This is a genomic window from Planococcus lenghuensis (genome assembly GCF_001999905.1).
GTDB lineage: Bacteria > Bacillota > Bacilli > Bacillales_A > Planococcaceae > Indiicoccus > Indiicoccus lenghuensis.
In genome coordinates, this window is the sequence record NZ_CP019640.1 from 1,871,893 (window position 1) to 1,892,366 (window position 20,474).

Below are 20,474 nucleotides of genomic sequence, written 5' to 3' on the forward strand. Positions count from 1 at the left end.
GAAGGGAGGAACTGACGATGGAGGTGGAGGCAGATTCATCGACGCCTGCAAACAATCTGCTGGATGAAACGTTCCAGGACTTATTTAAACAGCATTATGCACCGGTCGTCCGAAAAGTGATGATTCTCGTGAAGGAACAATCCATCGCGGAAGACATCGCCCAAGAGGTCTTTATGAAGCTGTATCATACCGATCGGTCGACGATCAATAATCTATCCGGCTGGCTGACCAAAGTCGCCGTCAATACCGCTTATAATCACATCCGGACGGAACAGCGTCACCGGGCCCGGACCATGAAACAAGAAAGTTACGAACGCATCGAAACCGGATTAGTTGAAGATAAGTATATGGCACTCGAGGACATTCAGGACGTGCAGCAGATCCTGATGAAACTGCCGGAGCGGGATCGCGATATCCTCCTCATGAAGTTCTCCGGCTACAGTTATGAGGAAATCGCGAAAACGAAAGGCGTGGAAAAGACGTCCATCGGCGCGCTGCTCGTCCGGGCGAAAAACCGCTTCAAAAAAATCTATCTGGAAGAAAGGACCGAAACGGAATGACTTGTCATGATATCGGCACGCTGCAGGCTTATTTGGACGGTGAAGTCAGCCGGGATGAGAAAAAAAGCATTATGAAACATTTGGAAAGCTGTGAAGCCTGCCGGGAACAAGTGGCAGAACTCCAGAACCTTCACTTCTTCTGTACAGAGGCATTAGAGGAGAAAAAAACGCCTGTCGATACGGAAGGGGCGTGGGCAACGTTCGAAGCTCGCCTCCAGCAGATAGGAAAGGAACCGGTTACCGGCAAGCAAGAATTGAAAACAAGAAAGGGATGGCATTCCATGAGTTCAACAGTAAAAAAGGTGTTAGTTTCAGGCGTGGCAGCGGCCGCGATTTTCAGCTCATTCGCGATTCCGCAAGTTCAAGTAGGCGCCAGCCAGTTTTTATCCTTATTCCGGGTCGACCAATTCGAAATGGTGCAGCTGACGCAAAATGACTTGAGCGAAATCGAGAATTGGGTCAGTGAAAACGAAGCTGGCGAAATTGATCTAAAAGGCATCGGCAAACTGGAACGGACGGGCGCCTCGGGTGAGCCGAAGCAGTTCGACAGCGCGGAAGCCGCTGCGGCAGCAGGTTACAGTGTACCGCAGCTGGACAACTACAGCGTCGCGGGCGTCCATGTGATTCCGGCTTCGACGATTACATTCACACTGGACATCGAAAAAGCGAATCAGCTGCTGGGTCAGCTCGGATCTGACGAGGAATTCCCTGCGGCACTGGACGGACAACCGTTTTCCGTCGCCGTCTTTGATGCTGTGACCGCCAATTATGCGGCGGCCGGCCAGCCGATCACTTACATCCGCACGAAGTCGCCGGAAATCAACGTACCGGAAGGCGTTTCAATCGCCGAATTACGGGATACGCTATTATCACTGCCGTTCATTCCGGAAAACGTGAAGACGCAACTGGCTGGCATTACGGATATCGAGTCGACGTTGCCGATTCCCGCAGTGACTACCGATGAAGCCCAAGTAAGTGAAGTAAGTGTCAACGGTGCCGAAGGATTCACTGTGAACAGCGATCACGAAACTTCCGTCGTCTGGAATGGAGACGGCCAGATTCATATGATTGTCTCTGAGAATGGCACGAGCACTGAAGAATTGATTGCATTAGCAGCACAAATTCAGTAACAGCAGCAGTTCAGGGCGCCACAGCGCTCTGGACTTTTTATAATGGAGGCGGAGAAACAGAATGAGCGTAATTGAAACGAATGCATTGACGAAAACCTACAATGGCAAAGGCGGCATTTCCGATGTGTCCCTGTCTATCGGGGAAGGGACGATCTACGGCTTTTTAGGGCCAAATGGCTCCGGGAAAAGCACGTTCGTCCGGACGATGCTCGGGCTTTTGAAGCCGACCGGCGGCGAAGGGTTCATTCTCGGGGAACCGATCGGCTCGATCAAATCCCGGGAACAGGCCGGGTACTTGCCGGAACTGTTCCGCTACCCGGATTGGCTGACCGGCAGGCAATTGCTCGACAGTCACGCAGAGCTGTGCAAAATTCCGGTCCGGCAACGAAAGAAGCGAATCCAGGAAGTCATCGAGCTCGTGGGGATGACCGGCCGGGAAAACGGACGAATCAGCGGCTTTTCCAAGGGGATGTCGCAGCGGATCGGCCTGGCCTGTGCGATTTTAAACGACCCGAAAGTGATTTTCCTGGACGAACCGACGTCGGCACTCGACCCGATCGGCCGGAAAGATGTGCGGGATCTTATGCTGTATTTGCGGGACCAAGGGAAAACGGTATTTTTGAACAGTCATTTATTGTACGAAGTCGAGTCGGTGTGTGATTACGTATCGATCGTCCATGAAGGCGATATGATCGTCCAGGGCGCCTGGCGGGAACTGATGCAGATTGACGCGCAAGTGGAGATCGTCACCGATCACCTGACCGGTGTGCAATGGCCGCCGTTTGTGATTGGGCACAAAATAATCAAACAGGAAGACACACGCACACGATCGATGATCCAATTCGAAAACGAATCCGATATCCCGCGCCTCATCCATTATTTATCGGCGAATCAAATCGGGGTATTTGAAGTGAAACCGATCACGCCGCATTTAGAAGACGTGTTCATGCACTGGGTGAACCAGAAAAAGGAGAGCCGCCATGTGGGCCATCAGTAAACTGACGTTAAGGGAAATCATTTCAAAGCGCATCTTTTTGATCACGATCATCATGACGGTCGTATTCCTGGCGCTGTACGGCACCGCGATTTACTTTGCCGGCAAGGAAATGCCGAATGAAGGACCGGGTGCAGAAGCAGGCCCTGAAATTGTCCTCATGCAGCAATTCGTTTCTTCCCAGCTGCTCGGCGCGGGTCTTTATTTTTCCTCATTCATCGCGGCACTGCTGGCCATTCTGTCGAGTGTCAGCGCGATTTCCGGGGAAGTGGCGAGCCATCAGATCGATACGTGGCTCATGCGCCCGATTTCAAGAACCCAGTTCGTACTCGGGAAATTTTTCGGGCTCACCGTGCTGATGGTGCTCTATGTCGCCGCGTTGTTTTTCAGCATCGTATTGATTCACCAAGGGATCGGCGCCGAGTGGATGATGCTCGACTTGGGCGTAGCCCAATTGATCAAAGCGGTCAGCGTGTTCGTGCTCCAGCCGTTTGTGCTCATCGCGTTCGGCTTGTTGCTCAGCACGCGGATGACGACATTGAACGCCGGCATCGTGTCCATCGTACTGTACGGGGCGGCGTTCATCGGCGGATTCATCGAACAATTCGGGGCAATCCTCGAGAAAGCGACCCTCATCAACCTCGGCATCGTCATGAGCTTGGTGTATCCGATCGATTCCATTTACCGCAAAATGACCGATCTCTTGTTCAATACATCAGATAACCCGCTCGCGTTCGCACAAGGCGGCATGTTCACAAGCATTTCCGCTCCGAGCAATGCACTCGTCTGGTACGCGGCGCTTTACGGCATTGCCGTGCTGGGATTTGCGGTGTACAGCTTCAGGAAGCGGGATGTCTAGGGGGAAGCTGTGTGGCTGTCCCGGTATCACATTTCACTTTTGAAATTGTCCAATAAATATCAACTGAAAACAGCCGCCTTTTTGAGATCAAACGGTCTCGAAAGGGCGGCTTTTATTTGCTGGCCGGTCAGCGGCAGAAAAATAGAACATAGGGGTGGCGACTTCCGGTATAAGCTGATATATTCAGATATGTTCGAACTTTAACCAGAGTAGGAGATCATGCAATGCCTCGTAAACTGTCTTTTTCTTTCATCCTCACATTAGGTTTTATGTTATTCGCCCTGTTCTTCGGTGCAGGGAATTTAATTTTTCCGGCGATGCTTGGCCAGTCAGCAGGCACGAACGTGTGGGCCGCGAATGCCGGATTCATCGTGACCGGGGTCGGCTTGCCGCTGCTTGGGATCATCGCACTCGGAATGTCAGGTAAAAGCGATCTGCAGTCACTGGCGAACCGCGTGCATCCCGTTTTCGCCCTTGTTTTCACCGTCGTGCTTTATTTAGCAATCGGCCCCTTGTTCGCCATCCCGCGAACGGGCACGGTCGCGTTTGAAATCGGGATGAAGCCGTTTATCCCGGAAGCCTATACGGTACTCGGGTTATTCGTGTTTTCCGTTGTGTTTTTTGGCATTACGGTGTTTTTCTCGTTAAAGTCTTCGAAAATCGTGGATATCATCGGAAAGTTTTTAACGCCTCTGTTACTGCTTCTCGTGTCTCTCTTGATCTCGATCGCCATCATCCGGCCGATCGGAATCATTCAGGCGCCCGCTGATCACTATATGACGAATGCGTTTTTCAAGGGATTCCAAGAGGGTTACCTGACAATGGATGCGCTGGCATCGTTCGTGTTCGGCATCATTGTGATCAATGCGGTAAAAGAAAAAGGGGTTTCCGGCAAAAAAGAAGTGCTGCTCGCTGTGATGAAAGCAGGCGGGATCGCAGCGGCCCTTCTGGGGATCATCTATACCTCGCTCGCATTCATCGGAGCTTCAAGCGTCGGCGGATTCGGTCTTTTGGATAACGGGGGAGCTGTTCTCTCCAACGCATCCAACCATTATTTCGGTGCGTACGGCCGCATGCTGCTCAGCTTGATTGTAACCGGTGCCTGCCTGACGACGAGCATCGGGCTGATCACGGCTTGTTCTTCTTATTTCGCGCAGCTGATGCCCGGGGTGTCCTACACGAAATTCGTTCTTCTGTTTTCCGCATTCAGTGCGGGATTAGCCAATTTTGGGCTGAATGAACTGATCGCGATTTCAGTTCCGGTCTTGGTCACCATTTATCCATTGGCCATCCTGTTAATCGTGCTCACTTTTGTTCATCCGGTATTTAACGGCAAAAAAGAAGTATACCAGGGGAGTATGGCGCTGTCTTTTGTCGTCGCTGTGTTCGATGGATTAGGCGCTGCAGGTATCACGGTGCCTGCAGTCGATGAGTTGTTCACATCCATTCTTCCATTGTATGAAGTCGGTTTAGGTTGGATGGTACCGGCCATCGTCGGAGGGATTGGCGGCTCCTTGTTTTCGCTGATCCGGACAAAAGGAATCCGCCCTTCTTACGATTCAGTCGGATAATCAGTCAACTGTGAAATTTTTCTGAACGCGTTACGTTACTGCCGAAGAAACAAGCAAGCTATGGTACACTATTGTTCGAAATGAACGGGGGAATATCTATGAGAATACTAAAAACTTGGAACCGCATCAGCCTGGTTAAGCAAATCGCGCTCGGCTTGATCCTCGGGATTGGCCTGGCTGTTCTTTTTCCGGAAGCCGCGGAACCCCTGGCCATTTTAGGGGAATTATTTGTAGGGGCGCTGAAAGCCATCGCGCCGGTCCTGGTCCTGGTTCTCGTGATGGCTTCCATCGCGCAGCACCAAAAAGGCCAGCAGACCAATATGAAAACCATTATTGCTTTATATCTTACGGCGACGTTTTCCGCTGCCCTGGTGGCTGTGTTTTTCAGTTTCGCTTTCCCTGTGAGCATCGCGCTGACAGAAGGGACTGAAGAGTTAACGGCCCCCGGCGGAGTGGCTGAAGTTCTGACCACATTGGTATTGAACGTTGTCGATAACCCCATCAGTGCGCTTGCGGATGCGAACTACATCGGAATTTTAGCTTGGGCCATCGTCCTGGGACTGGCGCTCCGAAGCGCTTCCGACTCAACAAAAACGGTGCTGGCCAATTTCTCGGATGCGGTCACCCGAATGGTTGGATGGGTCATCCGGTTCGCGCCGCTCGGTATTATGGGGCTCGTCATCGCGGCGATCACGACAAATGGATTGACCGCGTTGCTCGGCTACGGGGAATTACTGGTCCTGTTGATCGGCTGTATGCTCTTTGTGGCGTTTGTGGTTAATCCGCTCATCGTCTATGCTAATATCCGCCAAAATCCCTATCCGCTTGTTTGGACGTGCATTAAGGAAAGCGGCGTTACTGCCTTTTTCACCCGAAGTTCCGCTGCAAATATTCCGGTGAACATGCGGTTGAGCGACAAACTGGGGCTGGACCGGGATACGTATTCTGTGTCCATTCCGCTCGGGGCCACCATCAATATGACGGGAGCCGCCATTACGATTACGATTCTGACACTTGCGGCCGTCCATACGCTAGGCATTGAAGTGGACCTCGCGACAGCCGTTCTGCTGAGCGTACTGGCTGCAGTCTGTGCCTGCGGGGCTTCCGGTGTCGCGGGTGGGTCGCTTCTGCTGATTCCGCTGGCCGCCAGCCTGTTCGGCATCCCGGCTGACATCGCCATGCAAGTCGTAGGAGTCGGTTTCATCATTGGCGTCCTGCAGGATTCGTTCGAGACGGCGCTGAATTCATCCACCGATGTTCTGTTCACCGCTACGGCTGAATACAAGAAGGACTTAAATGGAGCGGAAGAACCGGAAACCCAGCATGCGTTTGACATCGAGGAACCGGCTGAAGATTTGGCGAACAGCTGAGTAAATGTTTCTGTATGATATAGAAGGTTTAAACAAGGGGCTGTCCAAAAAGCCCCCTAAATTAAAAACAGGGAGAGAATAACCAATCGGTTGTTCTCTCCCTGTTTTTTTAAAGTTCGCTTTTTCGGAAAGTGACCGGAGGAAACCGGCCACTTTCCGAAAATTATGCGCCATGGCGATGAGTCCGAATTCGATGTGCACTTTCTGAAGCCCCCGGAGATGGAACCGGCGGAACGCCAAATTGCCCTTGATATCGCCGAAACCGGTTTCCACCTCGATTTTTCTTCGGGCGTATACCAGTTTTCGGTCCTCACATTCAAGGGCTTCTTTCGCTTTCATTTTCAATTCCTCGTAGACCGGGTTCCAGTGAACCTGACGGTTCCCTTTCGCCTTGGTACACGATTCTTTCAGCGGACATCCGGTACAGTCTTCACATTCGTAGATTCTATAGGACTGAACAAAGCCCGATGCATTTTTCTTCTCCTGATACTTTTTGAAAACGACGCGGCGGCCGTTTGGACAGATGAATCGGTCATCCGCTTCTTCATACGTCCAGTTTTTCGCGTTCCATTCATTGTTTTTAAACTTCTTCGTCTGCTCTTTCAGATAGGTGCCATACGGGATCAGGAAGCCGGCAAGCGGTTCTTTTTCATCCCCGATCAGGTAGAGGTAGTTCTCTTCGCTTCCATAGCCGGCATCCGCGACGATGGTCTTCGGCATAGGCAGGGCAGATGCCTGCAGCTCTTCCAGATGTGGAATCAGGCAGCGAGCATCTCCTGGGCGCTGATGAATGGTATAGAACAGTACAAATTGATTCTCGGTCGCCATCTGGATATTGTATCCGGGTTTCAGCTGGCCATTCTTCATATGATCTTCCTTCATCCGCATGAATGTGGCGTCCGGGTCCGTCTTCGAGAAGCTGTTGCGCTCTCCACAGACGGCGAGCTGTTCCGCATACGTTTCTTGGCGAGGAATGAAGTTTTCACGAATCAGTTTCACTTTCTTTTTCAGGAGACTGTGCCGTTTGCGGAGTCCTTTTCTGTTTTCCACAATCTCTTCCTCAGCAATGAGATCCGTCAGGATGTCCATTTGGTCTTCCAGCTGGTTCGCAATTGAAGCCAATTCCGCAGCCGCCGGCTCCTCGGCCAGCTGGCCCAGTTCCAATCCCTCCGCCTTGGCAATCTCCTGGATTTCCTGAAGCGTTTCCTGAATTCTGATTTTCAGTTTCGCTTCCCGCCCCGTCACCGCCTTACGGAAGACAAAGCTATACTTATTGGCGTCCGCTTCCATCTTCGTCCCGTCCAGGAAGTAGTTCTCAAACTCGACAAACCCTTGCCGGTGAAGTTCCAAAACAGTGAACTCGAATAACTGATCGATGACCGCTCCCATTCGGACGCTCCGGAAATGGTTGATGGTCCGGAAATCCGGTTTCTGCATCGCCGCCAGCCAGATCGCCGGAAGATCCTCGTGCAGCATCGTGGCGATGCCCCGGCAGGAATAAACTTTTTGGGAATAGGCATAGAGAATAACTTTGAGCATCAGTTTCGGGTGGAAGGGTGGTCGCCCCCCGCCAGGGTAGCAGGCGGTCAACACCTCATCGGGGAAAGCCTCAACCAACTGATCCACCACACGAGCCACATGATGGTCGGGAATCAGGGCGCCAATATCAGGAATGGATAAGGCCTGGGTCGGATCATACGGTTTGAATGCGGGCGCCGGCCGGCGCCCTTGGGTGGAAACTGCGGTTTCGTGTTCAAGTAATTCACCTGACGGAAGAGGTGGTTGCATGGTATAATCGGTAGAAGCAATCGTTGGATTGCGCATAAAAATCGTCCTTTCTGAGTGGTTGTGTGGTAACTCCCATTTTACAGAAACGGACGATTTTTGTATGCATTGATGACTTGACTAGCGGGAAGGCCGGCGGCGACTCCTGCGGGACCAGCACGAGCTGAAGACCCTGGACCGAGTATAGCGAGGGAAGCGTCTGAAGCCGTGCCCGCGGAAAGCGTCCGCCGGGCCGAACCCCAGCTACTTCTTTACGAATAGAAAAAAGGGGCTGCCCCTCGAGGTCATTTTTCATGACCTTTCGGGACAGCCCCTTGTATTTAATTGAACGTCAGGACAGATTCACACCTCCGATGCAGCTTGCCAAAAGCAGACCAGTAAACACCATCCCCATCGCTGCATCGGTCCGAGTGAGCGGAACCGGCTCAAAGAAAACGGTCCGGGGCTCACCCGTGAATCCCCGGGCTTCCATGGCAAAGGCCGTCCGTTCCGCTTTTCGCACTGCGCCAGCCAGCATGGGCATCAAGACGCGACGGATGTTGCGGACGCGGTGCAGTAGCCCGGTTTCCGTTCCAATACCGCGGAGCCGCTGGGCCTGGCGGATCTGGATGAATTCCTCCCGGAGCACCGGCAGGAATTGATAGCCGACGAGCATGCTGTAGGCGAGTTTCGGTGATAGTTTGAGCTGTTGCATCAGGCTGAGCGCAAACTTCACCGGATCCGTCGTAAACGCAAACAGTAAAGATACCGATGAAAAAGCGAGCACCCGGAAAGCGAGCGACAGCGCCCGGCTCCATTGTTCGGCCGTCACGTCAATGCCGGCCCAGCTCCAGATGACCGGTCCTTCCGTATCCGCCGCAAACACAACGGTCGTCCACAAATACCCGGCCGCTGTAATGACGAACGGCAGCATAAAGAGCACATACCGTTTCCAGGCAATCCGGCTGAAAAACGCTTGGATCACCACGATGCCGATAAAAAAGAACAGCGGCGTCCAAGGATTGAAGAACAACGCCAGGACGAGGACGGAACCTGTGACGATGGCCAATTTCACCGCCGGGTTCATGTCATGCAAAATGCGCTGCACGCCGAGCCGCTCCTTCCGGTGATACCAAATGATAAGCATTCAATACATCCGGCTCTTGCCATAGTTCGGCGGGGAGAAATTTCCGGGACAGCCGACCTTCCTTCATGAGCAGTACCGAATCTGCGACCGCTGCGGCGAAGGCCATGTCATGCGTCACAATTACGACCGTCATGCCGGAGCGGGCCTGTTCCGTGATGAGTGCCGCCAATTCCAAAAGAGCAGCCGCATCCTGGCCCGCTGCCGGCTCATCCATGAGGAGAACCTGGCGTTTATCGGCCATCATCGCCCCGGTCGCCACGCGCCGCTTCTGTCCGTGGCTGACCGCGAACGGATGGGCATCCCAAATGGACCGAAGACCGAGCCGGTCGGCGATGATCCGGATTTCTTCCGCAGTGGAGCACCCGGAATAAGTCAGTTCATCCGCCACCCGCTGTGTCATGAACAAATACTCCGGGGACTGCGGCACATAGCCGGCGGTGAGCCCTGTTAATTTCCCTGAATCGATCCGCACGATTCCGCATAAAGCTTTTAACAGCGTGGACTTCCCGCTGCCATTCGGACCGGCGATCACCATAATTTCTCCCGCTGCCGCAGTGAGCGAGATATCCTGAAGTATGCGAATGCCATTGATCGAAACCGATACGCCTTGTGCTTTTAATGCTATGTCATCAAGCGCTGAAGCTCGTTTAACGGGAAACGGCGGGGAGCAGGGAGCGGTAAACGGCCGGTCCGCCTGCAGTACCCCGTCCTGGTTAAGGACGAGTTCCCGCGTAAAGAACCCTTCCCATAACTCCAGCCGGTGCTCGACGACGATCACGGTCCAGCCATGGGTGTCCTGCAGTTTGTCCAACAGCTCAATGAATGCTTGTGCGCTGTACGGATCAAGATGGGCGATCGGCTCATCCAGCACGAGCACTTCCGGCTGCATGGCGATCGCACAGGCAAGTGCGACCCGCTGTTTCATCCCGCCGGATAACGTTTGAATGACTGCATGACGGTATGGAGTCAGACCGGTTAATTCCAATGTAGCAGTTATGGTGCTCTCCATTTCTGTCCGGCCGATCTTCAGGTTCTCCAGCGTAAATGCCAATTCCTGCTCGACTGTGGGCATGCAGAACTGCGCATCGGGATCCTGAAGCACCGTCGCTGTCTGCCGGCATATCTCGCCGGGCGCGTAAGTTGCAGCCGGTTTCCCGAACAGCTGAACGTGACCCGTGAGCACTCCGTCGCAGTTATCGGGATACAGCCGGTTCAGTAAATACAAGAGCGTGCTTTTGCCCGATCCGCTCACACCGCTGATGACGAGCCGCTCCCCGGGATGAACCTCAAAAGACAGGTCCTGCAATGTATTCCGCTCCTCGTCCGGAAAGCGGAATGCAACGTTTTCAAATGAAATAACCGGTTCACACACGGGCATCACCTTTTTTGTCATACGAAATGGCATAACCGCGGAGAGAACCGGACAACAGCAGACCATCTGCCAAATACTTGCCGCCAAGTCCGGCGATCAACGCCCCGCTCAGCACCCGCAACGTGAACATGAGTGCCACAAACGACGGATCCAGTGCCGCATAGCCCGACAGCAAATAGCCATAGCCGAAGCTGAACACGGCGGACCCGGCACCGGCCAGCATCAACACCCACGTCTGATACCGCTTATAGCCCGTTGCGGCGAATACCGCTTCTGCGCCGAGTCCTTGGACAATGCCGGACAGAATGAGCCGTGGGCCGATCGCATTGCCAAGCATGACTTCGACAGCCGCTGCCACCGTTTCCGACACGAGCGCCGCACCGGGCTTCCGGATGATGTACGCGCACAGAATCGAGACAATGAACCAAATGCCGAAGATCCACTCGTAGGCGATGGGGCCGATGAACCCGGCCCAGATGTTTCCGATATGGACGAATAGCAAGTAAACCACGCCGAACACAGCGGCGAAGACACTCATCAAGATGATTTCTTTCAGTTTCCATGACTTCAGCATATTATTGCCCTCCGTGCGACGGGCTATTGAGGCTCATCGAGACGGTCATGACGAGATGCGGGAATCGACTGGAGCGGGCATGCGTGAACGCCTTTTCGTAAAAGGCAAAGACGTCATGGATGTCGCCATGGATGCCGCTTGCGTAATGCATCGAGTCGTTGAAGACGCCGCGCGCCTTTGCCCGGTCGACTTCCCGGTAAATGATCGCCATGTAGTCCGGATTATTCATCGGATAGAGCGCGAACTGCGAAGAGACATATTGGTTCCGGTCGTCTGTGTTCTGGAGTTCATCATCCGCTTTCAAATACACATCGCCTTCCGTGTCACCCGGACAACCCGCAGAAAAGGTGCCGGACAATGCCACATGTTCACCGGTCTTTGCCGCATGAAGCGTAAGGGCTTTAGCGACATTGAAGACGTGTGGCTGCTTGCCCCGGATGACGGTTGAGACGTCATCGGTATGCATCCAGACCCGGGATGTATCGGTTTCGTGAAGAGCCCCTTTGATGATGTCGATAAACCGGTCGCTCATCGGATGAAGCGAAAACCGAAAGCCGACGATCGGGCTTGTGCCGCAGTGCTGTTGTTCCATTTTGAATTCCTCCTTGTGTTTGAGTCCATGAAAAAAGGCCGCATCCGCGAAGATGCAGCCACGTATCCATAGCAATCAAACAAAAAGAAGTGTACGGAACGTCACTGCACTTCCTCACGCCGGTATTATCCGGATCGAGTCATAAGGGATCGGAGCTCGCGCTCGCATCTCAGCCAAAGTGGGCACCCCCAGTGCAGAAAAACGGTATGCAGTTTTTGTCATGTACCGGATGTTTCCGGCACCTTCAGTGTACAGGAGGGAAAAACGGATGTAAACCGGTTCTTGAATAGAGATCAATCAAAATCGGTGATAGCGGAGGGACGTGAAGAGAATGACTGAAAAAGATTAGCCGGCCCGGCGTGCTCTCAACCTCATGTTTTTAGCGTGTGCATTCCGACTATTACAGGATTTCCGAGACAGCGGCAAATCAAGCGAAAACCAGGAGGGGCAACAAAAAGACAACCCGTATAATTACCCTTTTTTTGATTCCGAAAAGCAGATATGTACCAGTGATTTAAGGTTTTTCTATTAAGTTAACGGATTATTGATAAAACTACCGGAACGGCTATACAGCCAAATAGACCTATTAAAGGTCATTGACGGAAACGGCACTTAATATCGGCATTTCAGGTCTGGAGCTCTTGAGAAGAACCTGGATGTACATGATTGCATTAATCTCAAAAGATACGCGGCGAAGCATTTAATTGAGCAGTTATTTTTGCCGGGTACTTTACTGGCATATATGCCATGAGAACTTTTGGCTTTATGGAAATTTGCGGTAAACTAAACGTAGAGAAAAGGGTTGGCAATCCAAGGAATAATGCGTGATCCCGTTCGAAAAGAAAAGAGGGAGAAGATGAAAAGGAAATGGTTGCTGTTGCTGATCGCTGCCCCCGTTTTATTTGTTGCAGGCATAGTGGCGTTCGGGTGGTTCATGTGGGTGTATGAGCCTGTGCCGAACGAAAACGAAGTGGAAGAAATGGTGGGGGCGGATGACCTCACGAAATTTGGGGAAGTTGAAGGATCGTACCTTCTGACGCCGAGAAACTACGGTTATTACGATGATGAAGGCATTTATATTGTTAAGCAGTACTTGGATAAAGGTGGAGAATACGGAGACCAATACGTCTATATAGGAGAAGGTATGAGACTGACGGACAGTGATGAGCGAGCCATCAGCCAAGTGGAAGCCAAATATGCGGAGCGGCTGCTTCAAAATCATTATGAGAACCTGCACGTGATATCGAAACACAAGATGCATGTCTACCGGGATGATGAAAAAGTGGAAGAGGACTAATTCAATTTCTTCAACGAAGGATACGAACAGTTCCTGCAGTTTTGATTGTCGTTCACTCGGGTGAATTGCGCGTCTCGCAGCTCAGAACAAGAAGCGCAGCCGCCCGTTTTCCATCTCGCAGGCAGCTGCGTTACTGACGATTCCTCAGTTTGGGCATCTTGGATCTCAGCTATTGGCTTCCGCGTGCTCTTCGGTGCGGACGACCAGCACGTCGCATCGGCTGGTGCGTACGATATGTTCTGAGACGCTTCCGAGCAGGAAATGTTCAATAGGGCCCATGCCGGTTGCGCCGCACACGATCAAATCGGCGTCGAATTTCTTTGCAACATTCCGGGAAATCGCCGTCTTTGGAAAACCGACGGCCACGACTGTGTCCACGCGCTGAATTCCTGCCGCTTCCGCCTGCTGTTTATAGTCATCCAGCATTTTCTGATTCGATTTACGTAGCCCCTCTGCGTAATCCGGGTTCGCGTTACCGACCATCGTAAGCGCACGGGTATCAATGATATTCACTAAACATAATTCGGCATCATTCCGGTCGGCCAAGCCAATCGCTTTTTTAAACGCCCATTCCGCTTCTTTGGAACCGTCAATCGCAACCAGGATCCGATCATATGATAATGGCATTTCAATTCCTCCTAATATGGATTTTCTTATCCTTATCATATTACGGATGCCCTCGTAAGTATGTGATGAAAGTCACAATTGTAAAACTTGTATTTTTTGATTGAATTTATTACACTAAGGTAAGGAAAAGTAAGGAATTAAGAAGGAGGAGCAGGCATGCCTAATATCGCGACGGCTAAACTTACAAGTAAAGGCCAAGTAACTTTGCCAAAAGAAGTGCGGATGATGCTGCAGGTGGACAGCGGAGACAAGCTTCAGTTTGAGTTTGATTCTGATACTCAGGAAGTGGTGATCCGCAAAACAGCCTCTAAAAACGAATTGGAGCAGCTATTCGCCGGATGGGATTTGGAAAATCCGGATGCCGCAATCGAGATCAGGCAGTTGATGGAAGACGAGCTCGATTACGACGGACCTGTCGGCGGCGAGCAAATTTAATGGGTTATAAAGCGAAGCAGGGCGATATCATTTTTGCGGATTTGAACCCCCGGACAGGTTATGAGCAGGCGGGTAAACGCCCATGTCTGGTAGTCAGCAATAACTTCTACAATAACTTGAGCAATATTGCCATTGTGGCCCCGATTACGAATACCGTCCGGGCATTTCCGCTGAACGTGCCGCTGACGGCGGACAACAAGACGACCGGCATGGTTCTTTGCCAGCATATCCGGGCAATCGACACCCAGGCCCGGAATGCTGAATTTAAAGAGACCGCAGCATCTGAAACGCTCGGCAAAGTGCTCGAGATTTTACCAAAACTGTTTTAATGAATTCCCGGAGTGCCGCCAAGCGGTGCTTTTTTTCATGCCATGAATAACATGACGCGCTGATTCAACCATCGGAGTATTGGTAAATAATCAGCAAGAGAAGGCATCAGTTCTTTTGTTTGGAACTGAATATAAGGGCAACGGCGGCCAGGGAGTGACATGCAGACCTTTTTGAGCCGTAAGTTTAATGGAAAGTAATAAAGGAATGCGTAGATAAGAGATAATATTATTAAAAAGATATGTTAATGATAAAAACACCGGGCAGACCACATAGTCGGAAAGATCTATTAGGAGCTGCATATGAATAAAGTTAAGACAAACGGAGCGGTGTATAGTAAACGCCAAGTTTGTTGGCTGAAAGTTCTCTGGAAAGCAAGCTGTTAGCAAATAAAAAACATCCCAAACGTAATTACAGGAAAATAAATGCAATGAATAAGCTTGTAGTGAGCTGGATACATAGATTGTCGATGATCGTAACGCACAATCATTGAACGCTGAAACCAGTAAGTTGATGAGACGCAGTACAATCTGCAGCAAACTTCACACAGCAATCATTGAATGCGCAGGGACAATCAAGACGCAGGACATCAATGAGCCACGGACCGGCCGCGGGAAGTAAAGAGGCAGCGATAATTCATAGCAATCAAGAAACACGAGGATCATGGATAATTGGCGGGATAACCGGAAGAGTGGAAGGGTCAGTGAGCGGCTGAAAATCGCTTTTCAAAATTTAGTAGACATAATATAAATTATAGGAAGTAAGGTTTCATTGAAAAAGTATACTTATAACAGTGAGACAAAAGCGGTTTTTCGGGAATTTTTGCTGTTTTTACTGATTCATCAATCTAAGCATTTTTTGCTCAGTTTTCCGCATTTCTGTCTGCAACTTCTTTATCACATGTGCTGGTTATCCTAATCGATTTTCATTCCATAAAAAAATCAGCTGCGTCCGGATGAAATTCCGTACGCAGCTGTTCGTCATTCGCATTAGGCGCCATTTGTAATTTAATCTGCAGTCCCGTATCACAACTTCTGATTCACATGTCATTACTGAATTCATATCTCGTCTCAGTTTCCATTAGTCTTTGTTGATTTCTGACTATTAATGCTATCTTTCTGTTAATTCGCTCCATTGGCTTGGCTTACTGGTGCTTGCTGTCTCATTACGAGTTTCACCCATTACTTTGAGATCAGTGACCGCTTGCCGTCTCAGGCGCATGCAGTACCAGCCGCTCCCGGCAAAAATGATCGATGCTAGATAGAAAATGCTGCCAATTGCCAGGAAATCCACCAAATATCCCGTCGCAATGACTGCGCATGCCGCTCCGATTGATGTCCAGATGTGATAATGGCCGATTGCCTTGCCGGCTGTCTCTTTGACCACCAACCGAGCCAGCACCGTTTTCTCCGAATTCTTCTGCACCGCTCCAAGCAGCCCCATTGCGATTTGCAGCACATACACATGCCACAGCTCAGAAGCAATCGGAAACAGCAGCAATAAGCCTGCCATACCCCATGAATAAATGGCCATCAGCGGTACATCCCCCGCTTTATCCGCGATTTTTCCGATCAGCGGATAACTGACAGCCGCTGTTAAGGCAAATATCCCGTACGCCCAGCCGAATTGAGAGAAACTCGCCCCCGCATTATTCAGCAAGAGCACATAAAACGGAAAAATCATACTTCCTGCAATGCTGACGGTGCTTTGGTACTTTACAAACCGCCGATACATCATCATGGGGATTCCTCCTTGCCGTATTCTTCATAAAACAAGTTTAAAAACCGGTTCTCCGGATCGTAGACGGTTTTCGCTTCAAAGAAAACGTCCGCCTCAGGATAAGCGCGGCTGAACTGCTCATCGGTCGGAAAACTGTAATAAGGCAAATAATAACTGCCGCCATGTTCCAGCGCCAAGTCCACCATCGCGCGGATCACGTCGCCGTTTTCTTCGATAGCCGCTTCACTCGTCCCTTGATTGATCAGCATTACAAGTCCGAACATATCCCCATTCGCGTAAGACAGCATCGGTCCGTCGGTCTCTTCCACGTAACGCACCGTGATATTCAGCAAATTAAAATCAGGATGCTGCGCCAGCAGCGTACGTAAATCATCAATAAACACAGCATACTGATCAACGGGAATAAAATACTCCTGCAGTACCTCCGTTTTGTTCGGATCGCTGTACTCCATGAACTTGGCATCCGAGCGCATCGCGTTATTGCGGGAAATGAGCGAACCGTCCAGCTGCGCCGCGTACGCTTCCTGTGCGTCCCATAGCGCGTCTTTGCCCCAATCGCTCCACCGGGACAGCCCGAGGAACAGTTTCGGCAATGCAACAAGCCGCTCCTGCTTTAATGCATCATGTGCAACTAACGCTTCCTGATTGTCCGTACGCAAATAATTCTCAACCACCATTTCCGTGAAATAACCTTCAGGTGCAACGGAAATCCGGGCCCGGTGCATCCCGACCGCTTCATTCCCTAAGACGTTTTCCGTAAAATATGCGCTGTACTCTTGATAATCGACCGCTGCCGTCTCAACCCGGTACAACTCATCATCTGTCAGCTGCAGCGTGACGTCCAGAATGACACCGAATAATCCATAGCCGCCGAGCGCCAAGTCGAATAGTTCTGCGTGTTCTTCCCGGCTGACATGGAGGATTTGCCCATCCGCCATCAGCAATCGGAATGATTCCACTTGATCGGTAATACCGCCATGGCGGATATCCAGCCCATGCGCATTAACACTGAGCGAGCCGCCAACGGTGAAGATATTCTGCGACTGGCTGACTTGAAGTGCCAAACCATGCGGGTTAATCGCCTCCTGGATCTCTGCCCATGTTATGCCGCTCTGGACGGTGATTTGTTTCGCTTCCGGATCAAGTGATACAATGCGGTCATATCCCCGCATGTCCAGCAGAACGCCATTCGGGTACAGTGTTTGGCCGCCTTGGCTGTGGCGCATGCCCCCGATCGACAAAGAATCACCGGCTTTTTTCGCTTTGAGGACAATCTCCCGCAGTTCCGCTTCCGTAAAATCTGCTTCGACCGCTTTCATCTTCACTGATAGCAGTGATGAACTGTCGGCAAGCGTCGGGTGCGCTATACGGGTCTGATACAACAGGAGTGAACCGCTGAAAACAGCAATATAGAGCAACGGCAAAAATCGCTTGATGGCTGACATGGTCCCATCTCCTTCCTCCTGGCAATCAATTCTTTTCTCAATAAGTTACTTTAAGTGTATTTTTACACCTTTTAAGTTTAATGTAAAGAAAAAACTGAAAACTATTACTTGCATAATGCAACTAGTGGGCGTATAACAGAAGTAAGAGGTGATTCACAATGCAGGACATCCGGGAAGAAATTCACATAATGACACGTCGCCTCGGTTTTTTAAACCGCAATTGCTGCCAGACCGGCGACATCGATTTGTCACCGATTCAGAGCCACATCCTGTATGAAATCGACCGGCAGCATGCACCGGCGATGCAGCAAGTGGCCGAGACGCTCGGCACCGACATCACGACGTTCAGCCGGCAAGTCCAGTCGCTCATCAAGCTGGGAATGGTCCGGAAAACACCGAACCCGGCCGACCGCCGCATCCAGCTGTTAGCCCTGACACCGGAAGGCAAAAAGACGGCTGATGACATCGACACGGAGATGAATGCCTATTTGCGGGACGTGTTCGCTCATTTAAGCCAAGAAGATCAAGCGAAAGTCGTCGAATCCATCCGGCTCTTTAACGGGGCGATGGCCAAGTCCGACCGGTGCTGCACCCCCTTCCCGGGGTGATCTTCTTTCCTTAATACTTGCATTTTGCAACTAATTGATTGGAGGTGGTTTTGTGTTCGTAAAGGTGCTGGAAAGCTTTCTCTTACTCGCCGCAGAACTCGTTGTCTTGTTTCTGGTCGTATCGTTTTTGATCAATGTGCTGCAAGGTTTTATTCCGTACGACCGGTTCAACCGGTACATGGACGGTTCGCACGTTTTGGTCAGTTCCTTTGCCGCACTCCTCCTGGCGTTCGTCACACCGTTTTGTTCCTGTTCGACGATTCCGTTCGTTGTCAGTCTCCTGCAGAACAAAACGCGATTTAGTGTCGTCATGGTGTTCTTATTCGCTTCACCGGTTTTGGATCCGACCATCATCACGCTCATGGCCGTCCTGCTCGGCGTGAAAGTTGCCGTTGCTTACACGGTCATCACAGGGGTTCTGGCGGTCGTGATCGGCTTATCACTCGAGAAACTCGGCTTTCAGACAGCGGTGAAAGACGTTATCATGCGCGGCGGTCAGCCGGCACCTGCTGCATTCTCTTTGCAGACAGCCTGGCAGGAAATGGTGAAATTGATGAAGACAGTCGGACCCTATCTGATCCTCGGGGCAGCCATCGGTGCCGTCATCAACGGGGCGGTGCCGGATGAATGGATTGCCGGCCTGTTCAGTGAAGAGGCCTGGTGGCTCGTACCGGTCGCCGCTGTGATCGGCATTCCGCTCTATATCCGGTTGTCGGCCATGATTCCAATGTCGGCCGTCCTGCTGGCCAAAGGCATGGCGATCGCCCCCGTCATGGCGCTCATGATCAGTTCGGCCGGGGCGAGTCTGCCGGAGATCACATTACTGAACAGCATTTTTCAAAAACGGCTCGTGGCAGCATTCATTGCCTCCGTCGTCACCATGTCGTCGGTCTCGGGATTCCTGTTCTACCTCATTTAATCGAAAAAAGGAGTGCATCATCATGGATCTATTGATCAAATTATTCGGCGGGAAAAACGAAGACAGCTGCTGTGCCATTGAAATCAAAGAAGTGAAGCGGGAGGAAGCTCTCTGCTGTGCGGACACACGCGGGCATCAAGCCGAAACCGCTGACGCGGAAACCGAAACCAGTCCCTATTGCTGAAGACTTTTTAAGCCAACGCATAAAAAGCGGATGCCGAAACTCGGCACCCGCTTTCTTGTTTCCTGCTATTCCCGTCTGCATTACAGGTTCACGGTGACTTCTGCAGTTTCCCGCAGATCATCAACCAGTGTCTGTGTCGCTTCCCGTTCTTTTTGCACGATGAGCTGATCTTCGAGTGCCGGGCGGATTTCTTCAAACGGAGGCAATTCGCCGCCGCCCGTTTGTGCCTGCTGTTCTTCAAGCTGTGCATACAGCTCTTCAAGCTCGGCTTCTGTCGGCGTGAATTCGCCCGTCTCTGCTGTGATCAGTTTTTCGACTTTCACTTGCGTTTCCACTTGTGACGTCACTTCTTCAGCTGACACGCCTTGCTCTTCAAGAGCAGCGAGGAATTCTTCTGTTGACGCCAAGCCGTTTTGTTCTGCAAACTCTGCAAGCGTCGCGTCAATCTCTTCCTGTGACGCGGTCAGGTCCTGATTGGCCGCTTCCTGGATGAGCAGTTCCTGTCCGATCAAGCTGTCCACCAGCTGTTGCTGCAGCTGCGCTTCATCCACTTCCTGACCGGATAATTGCGCCTGCATGGCCGCTTGTTGGAATTGCGTTGTATAAATCGTTACAAATTCATCTTTTGTGATTTCTTCGCCGTTCACAACTGCGACAACATCAGGAATCGCTTCAAGGTCCGGTTCCGGTATTGCGGGCGGTTCAACAGCTTCTTCCGCACCTTCTTCAGCCGGTTCTTCCGTTACTTCAGCTTCTTCTTCCACCGCTTCCTCGGTAACTTCCTCTTCGGCAACAACTTCCTCTGTTTCTTCAGCTGTTTCTTCTGTACCGCCGCAGGCTGCCAATAATGCCACAGAACCACCGAGCGCTAAATTTAAAAGTAATTTTTTCTTCATTAAGTTATTCCCCTTCCGCTTTATACCTCATTGTGACCGCTATTGTAACACAATGAGCCGGTG

General features: G+C 51.3%; 21 protein-coding genes and 1 riboswitch. Of the genes, 12 read left to right on the forward strand and 9 right to left on the reverse strand.

Going from position 1 to position 20,474, the window contains the following annotated elements; genetic code table 11:
* The first annotated feature begins 17 nt into the window (after positions 1 to 17).
* The 6 genes from B0X71_RS09625 to sstT all read left to right on the forward strand — a co-directional run bounded on the left by B0X71_RS09625 (position 18) and on the right by sstT (position 6,484).
* Complete coding sequence (locus tag B0X71_RS09625; protein WP_198038560.1) at positions 18 to 560, forward strand: RNA polymerase sigma factor SigX; 543 nt, start codon at positions 18 to 20, stop codon at positions 558 to 560.
* Positions 557 to 1,690 carry an anti-sigma factor family protein gene (locus B0X71_RS09630; protein ID WP_077589205.1) on the forward strand — a complete coding sequence of 378 codons (1,134 nt, stop codon included), beginning with the start codon at positions 557 to 559 and terminating at the stop codon, positions 1,688 to 1,690. Before B0X71_RS09625 ends, B0X71_RS09630 begins: the two co-directional genes overlap by 4 nt.
* A 61-nt stretch (positions 1,691 to 1,751) precedes the next feature.
* Positions 1,752 to 2,687, forward strand: a complete 936-nt coding sequence (locus tag B0X71_RS09635) for an ABC transporter ATP-binding protein (protein WP_077589206.1) — start codon at positions 1,752 to 1,754, stop codon at positions 2,685 to 2,687.
* The gene (locus B0X71_RS09640; RefSeq protein WP_077589207.1) at positions 2,671 to 3,543 is read left to right on the forward strand and encodes an ABC transporter permease subunit; all 873 of its coding nucleotides are present in this window, start codon (positions 2,671 to 2,673) and stop codon (positions 3,541 to 3,543) included. The genes B0X71_RS09635 and B0X71_RS09640 overlap by 17 nt, the downstream gene beginning before the upstream one ends.
* Positions 3,544 to 3,767: 224 nt before the next feature.
* Positions 3,768 to 5,114: a branched-chain amino acid transport system II carrier protein gene (gene brnQ / locus B0X71_RS09650; protein WP_077589209.1), complete on the forward strand. Its 1,347-nt coding sequence runs from the start codon at positions 3,768 to 3,770 to the stop codon at positions 5,112 to 5,114.
* Between the two features lie 98 nt (positions 5,115 to 5,212).
* Positions 5,213 to 6,484 (forward strand): serine/threonine transporter SstT, encoded by a 1,272-nt coding sequence (sstT, locus tag B0X71_RS09655; RefSeq protein ID WP_077589210.1) that lies wholly within the window; start codon positions 5,213 to 5,215, stop codon positions 6,482 to 6,484.
* Here sstT and B0X71_RS09660 read toward each other — a convergent pair.
* From B0X71_RS09660 to B0X71_RS09680, 5 genes are all read right to left on the reverse strand, one after another.
* Positions 6,407 to 8,308: an IS1182 family transposase gene (locus B0X71_RS09660; RefSeq protein WP_077589211.1), complete on the reverse strand. Its 1,902-nt coding sequence runs from the start codon at positions 8,306 to 8,308 to the stop codon at positions 6,407 to 6,409. The two genes, sstT and B0X71_RS09660, sit on opposite strands and share 78 nt — an antisense overlap.
* A gap of 292 nt (positions 8,309 to 8,600) precedes the next feature.
* On the reverse strand, positions 8,601 to 9,395 hold the full coding sequence (locus tag B0X71_RS09665) for an energy-coupling factor transporter transmembrane component T family protein (RefSeq protein WP_232336681.1): 795 nt from the start codon (positions 9,393 to 9,395) through the stop codon (positions 8,601 to 8,603).
* The gene (locus B0X71_RS09670; protein WP_077589212.1) at positions 9,337 to 10,773 is read right to left on the reverse strand and encodes an ABC transporter ATP-binding protein; all 1,437 of its coding nucleotides are present in this window, start codon (positions 10,771 to 10,773) and stop codon (positions 9,337 to 9,339) included. The genes B0X71_RS09665 and B0X71_RS09670 overlap by 59 nt, the downstream gene beginning before the upstream one ends.
* On the reverse strand, positions 10,760 to 11,341 hold the full coding sequence (locus B0X71_RS09675) for an ECF transporter S component (protein ID WP_077589213.1): 582 nt from the start codon (positions 11,339 to 11,341) through the stop codon (positions 10,760 to 10,762). Before B0X71_RS09675 ends, B0X71_RS09670 begins: the two co-directional genes overlap by 14 nt.
* Position 11,342: 1 nt before the next feature.
* Positions 11,343 to 11,933 carry a YkoF family thiamine/hydroxymethylpyrimidine-binding protein gene (locus B0X71_RS09680; protein WP_077589214.1) on the reverse strand — a complete coding sequence of 197 codons (591 nt, stop codon included), beginning with the start codon at positions 11,931 to 11,933 and terminating at the stop codon, positions 11,343 to 11,345.
* A gap of 94 nt (positions 11,934 to 12,027) precedes the next feature.
* Positions 12,028 to 12,133: riboswitch (TPP riboswitch) on the reverse strand.
* Positions 12,134 to 12,789: 656 nt separating this feature from the next.
* Between B0X71_RS09680 and B0X71_RS09685 the strand changes: the two genes are divergently transcribed.
* Positions 12,790 to 13,230: a hypothetical protein gene (locus B0X71_RS09685; protein WP_077589215.1), complete on the forward strand. Its 441-nt coding sequence runs from the start codon at positions 12,790 to 12,792 to the stop codon at positions 13,228 to 13,230.
* Between the two features lie 165 nt (positions 13,231 to 13,395).
* Here B0X71_RS09685 and B0X71_RS09690 read toward each other — a convergent pair whose 3' ends face one another.
* Entirely contained in the window at positions 13,396 to 13,857 is a 462-nt protein-coding gene (locus B0X71_RS09690; RefSeq protein ID WP_077589216.1) for a universal stress protein, read from the reverse strand.
* Between the two features lie 156 nt (positions 13,858 to 14,013).
* On the opposite strand from B0X71_RS09690, the gene B0X71_RS09695 reads away from it, so the two are divergent.
* Together B0X71_RS09695 and B0X71_RS09700 are read left to right on the forward strand one after the other, a co-directional pair.
* Positions 14,014 to 14,292 carry an AbrB/MazE/SpoVT family DNA-binding domain-containing protein gene (locus B0X71_RS09695; RefSeq protein WP_077589217.1) on the forward strand — a complete coding sequence of 93 codons (279 nt, stop codon included), beginning with the start codon at positions 14,014 to 14,016 and terminating at the stop codon, positions 14,290 to 14,292.
* Positions 14,292 to 14,621, forward strand: coding sequence for a type II toxin-antitoxin system PemK/MazF family toxin (locus B0X71_RS09700; protein ID WP_077589218.1), 330 nt, complete (start codon positions 14,292 to 14,294; stop codon positions 14,619 to 14,621). The genes B0X71_RS09695 and B0X71_RS09700 overlap by 1 nt, the downstream gene beginning before the upstream one ends.
* Before the next feature lie 1,108 nt (positions 14,622 to 15,729).
* Here the strand turns inward: B0X71_RS09700 and B0X71_RS09705 are convergent.
* Positions 15,730 to 16,356: an MFS transporter gene (locus tag B0X71_RS09705; RefSeq protein ID WP_077590963.1), complete on the reverse strand. Its 627-nt coding sequence runs from the start codon at positions 16,354 to 16,356 to the stop codon at positions 15,730 to 15,732.
* On the reverse strand, positions 16,356 to 17,804 hold the full coding sequence (locus B0X71_RS09710; RefSeq protein ID WP_077589219.1) for an FAD-binding oxidoreductase: 1,449 nt from the start codon (positions 17,802 to 17,804) through the stop codon (positions 16,356 to 16,358). The genes B0X71_RS09705 and B0X71_RS09710 overlap by 1 nt, the downstream gene beginning before the upstream one ends.
* 158 nt (positions 17,805 to 17,962) lie before the next feature.
* Between B0X71_RS09710 and B0X71_RS09715 the strand changes: the two genes are divergently transcribed.
* Genes B0X71_RS09715 through B0X71_RS20920 form a run of 3 tightly spaced genes read left to right on the forward strand, consistent with a single transcriptional unit; the run spans position 17,963 to position 19,515 of the window.
* Positions 17,963 to 18,412: a MarR family winged helix-turn-helix transcriptional regulator gene (locus B0X71_RS09715; protein ID WP_077589220.1), complete on the forward strand. Its 450-nt coding sequence runs from the start codon at positions 17,963 to 17,965 to the stop codon at positions 18,410 to 18,412.
* 52 nt (positions 18,413 to 18,464) lie between these two features.
* Positions 18,465 to 19,331, forward strand: coding sequence for a permease (locus B0X71_RS09720; protein ID WP_077589221.1), 867 nt, complete (start codon positions 18,465 to 18,467; stop codon positions 19,329 to 19,331).
* A 22-nt stretch (positions 19,332 to 19,353) separates the two neighbouring features.
* Complete coding sequence (locus tag B0X71_RS20920) at positions 19,354 to 19,515, forward strand: hypothetical protein (protein WP_156889841.1); 162 nt, start codon at positions 19,354 to 19,356, stop codon at positions 19,513 to 19,515.
* An 80-nt stretch (positions 19,516 to 19,595) separates the two neighbouring features.
* On the opposite strand, the gene B0X71_RS09725 is transcribed toward B0X71_RS20920, so the two are convergent.
* Positions 19,596 to 20,411, reverse strand: coding sequence for a SurA N-terminal domain-containing protein (locus B0X71_RS09725; RefSeq protein WP_077589222.1), 816 nt, complete (start codon positions 20,409 to 20,411; stop codon positions 19,596 to 19,598).
* Between the last annotated feature and the right edge of the window lie 63 nt (positions 20,412 to 20,474).

What these genes read in the sequence shown, in the direction of transcription:
- B0X71_RS09625 (WP_198038560.1), top strand. Translation starts at nt 18, where the DNA reads ATGGAGGTGGAGGCAGATTCATCGACGCCTGCAAACAATCTGCTGGAT.
- B0X71_RS09630 (WP_077589205.1), top strand. Translation starts at nt 557, where the DNA reads ATGACTTGTCATGATATCGGCACGCTGCAGGCTTATTTGGACGGTGAA.
- B0X71_RS09635 (WP_077589206.1), top strand. Translation starts at nt 1,752, where the DNA reads ATGAGCGTAATTGAAACGAATGCATTGACGAAAACCTACAATGGCAAA.
- B0X71_RS09640 (WP_077589207.1), top strand. Translation starts at nt 2,671, where the DNA reads ATGTGGGCCATCAGTAAACTGACGTTAAGGGAAATCATTTCAAAGCGC.
- brnQ (WP_077589209.1), top strand. Translation starts at nt 3,768, where the DNA reads ATGCCTCGTAAACTGTCTTTTTCTTTCATCCTCACATTAGGTTTTATG.
- sstT (WP_077589210.1), top strand. Translation starts at nt 5,213, where the DNA reads ATGAGAATACTAAAAACTTGGAACCGCATCAGCCTGGTTAAGCAAATC.
- B0X71_RS09660 (WP_077589211.1), bottom strand. Translation starts at nt 8,308, where the DNA reads ATGCGCAATCCAACGATTGCTTCTACCGATTATACCATGCAACCACCT.
- B0X71_RS09665 (WP_232336681.1), bottom strand. Translation starts at nt 9,395, where the DNA reads ATGCTTATCATTTGGTATCACCGGAAGGAGCGGCTCGGCGTGCAGCGC.
- B0X71_RS09670 (WP_077589212.1), bottom strand. Translation starts at nt 10,773, where the DNA reads ATGCCCGTGTGTGAACCGGTTATTTCATTTGAAAACGTTGCATTCCGC.
- B0X71_RS09675 (WP_077589213.1), bottom strand. Translation starts at nt 11,341, where the DNA reads ATGCTGAAGTCATGGAAACTGAAAGAAATCATCTTGATGAGTGTCTTC.
- B0X71_RS09680 (WP_077589214.1), bottom strand. Translation starts at nt 11,933, where the DNA reads ATGGAACAACAGCACTGCGGCACAAGCCCGATCGTCGGCTTTCGGTTT.
- B0X71_RS09685 (WP_077589215.1), top strand. Translation starts at nt 12,790, where the DNA reads ATGAAAAGGAAATGGTTGCTGTTGCTGATCGCTGCCCCCGTTTTATTT.
- B0X71_RS09690 (WP_077589216.1), bottom strand. Translation starts at nt 13,857, where the DNA reads ATGCCATTATCATATGATCGGATCCTGGTTGCGATTGACGGTTCCAAA.
- B0X71_RS09695 (WP_077589217.1), top strand. Translation starts at nt 14,014, where the DNA reads ATGCCTAATATCGCGACGGCTAAACTTACAAGTAAAGGCCAAGTAACT.
- B0X71_RS09700 (WP_077589218.1), top strand. Translation starts at nt 14,292, where the DNA reads ATGGGTTATAAAGCGAAGCAGGGCGATATCATTTTTGCGGATTTGAAC.
- B0X71_RS09705 (WP_077590963.1), bottom strand. Translation starts at nt 16,356, where the DNA reads ATGATGTATCGGCGGTTTGTAAAGTACCAAAGCACCGTCAGCATTGCA.
- B0X71_RS09710 (WP_077589219.1), bottom strand. Translation starts at nt 17,804, where the DNA reads ATGTCAGCCATCAAGCGATTTTTGCCGTTGCTCTATATTGCTGTTTTC.
- B0X71_RS09715 (WP_077589220.1), top strand. Translation starts at nt 17,963, where the DNA reads ATGCAGGACATCCGGGAAGAAATTCACATAATGACACGTCGCCTCGGT.
- B0X71_RS20920 (WP_156889841.1), top strand. Translation starts at nt 19,354, where the DNA reads ATGGATCTATTGATCAAATTATTCGGCGGGAAAAACGAAGACAGCTGC.
- B0X71_RS09725 (WP_077589222.1), bottom strand. Translation starts at nt 20,411, where the DNA reads ATGAAGAAAAAATTACTTTTAAATTTAGCGCTCGGTGGTTCTGTGGCA.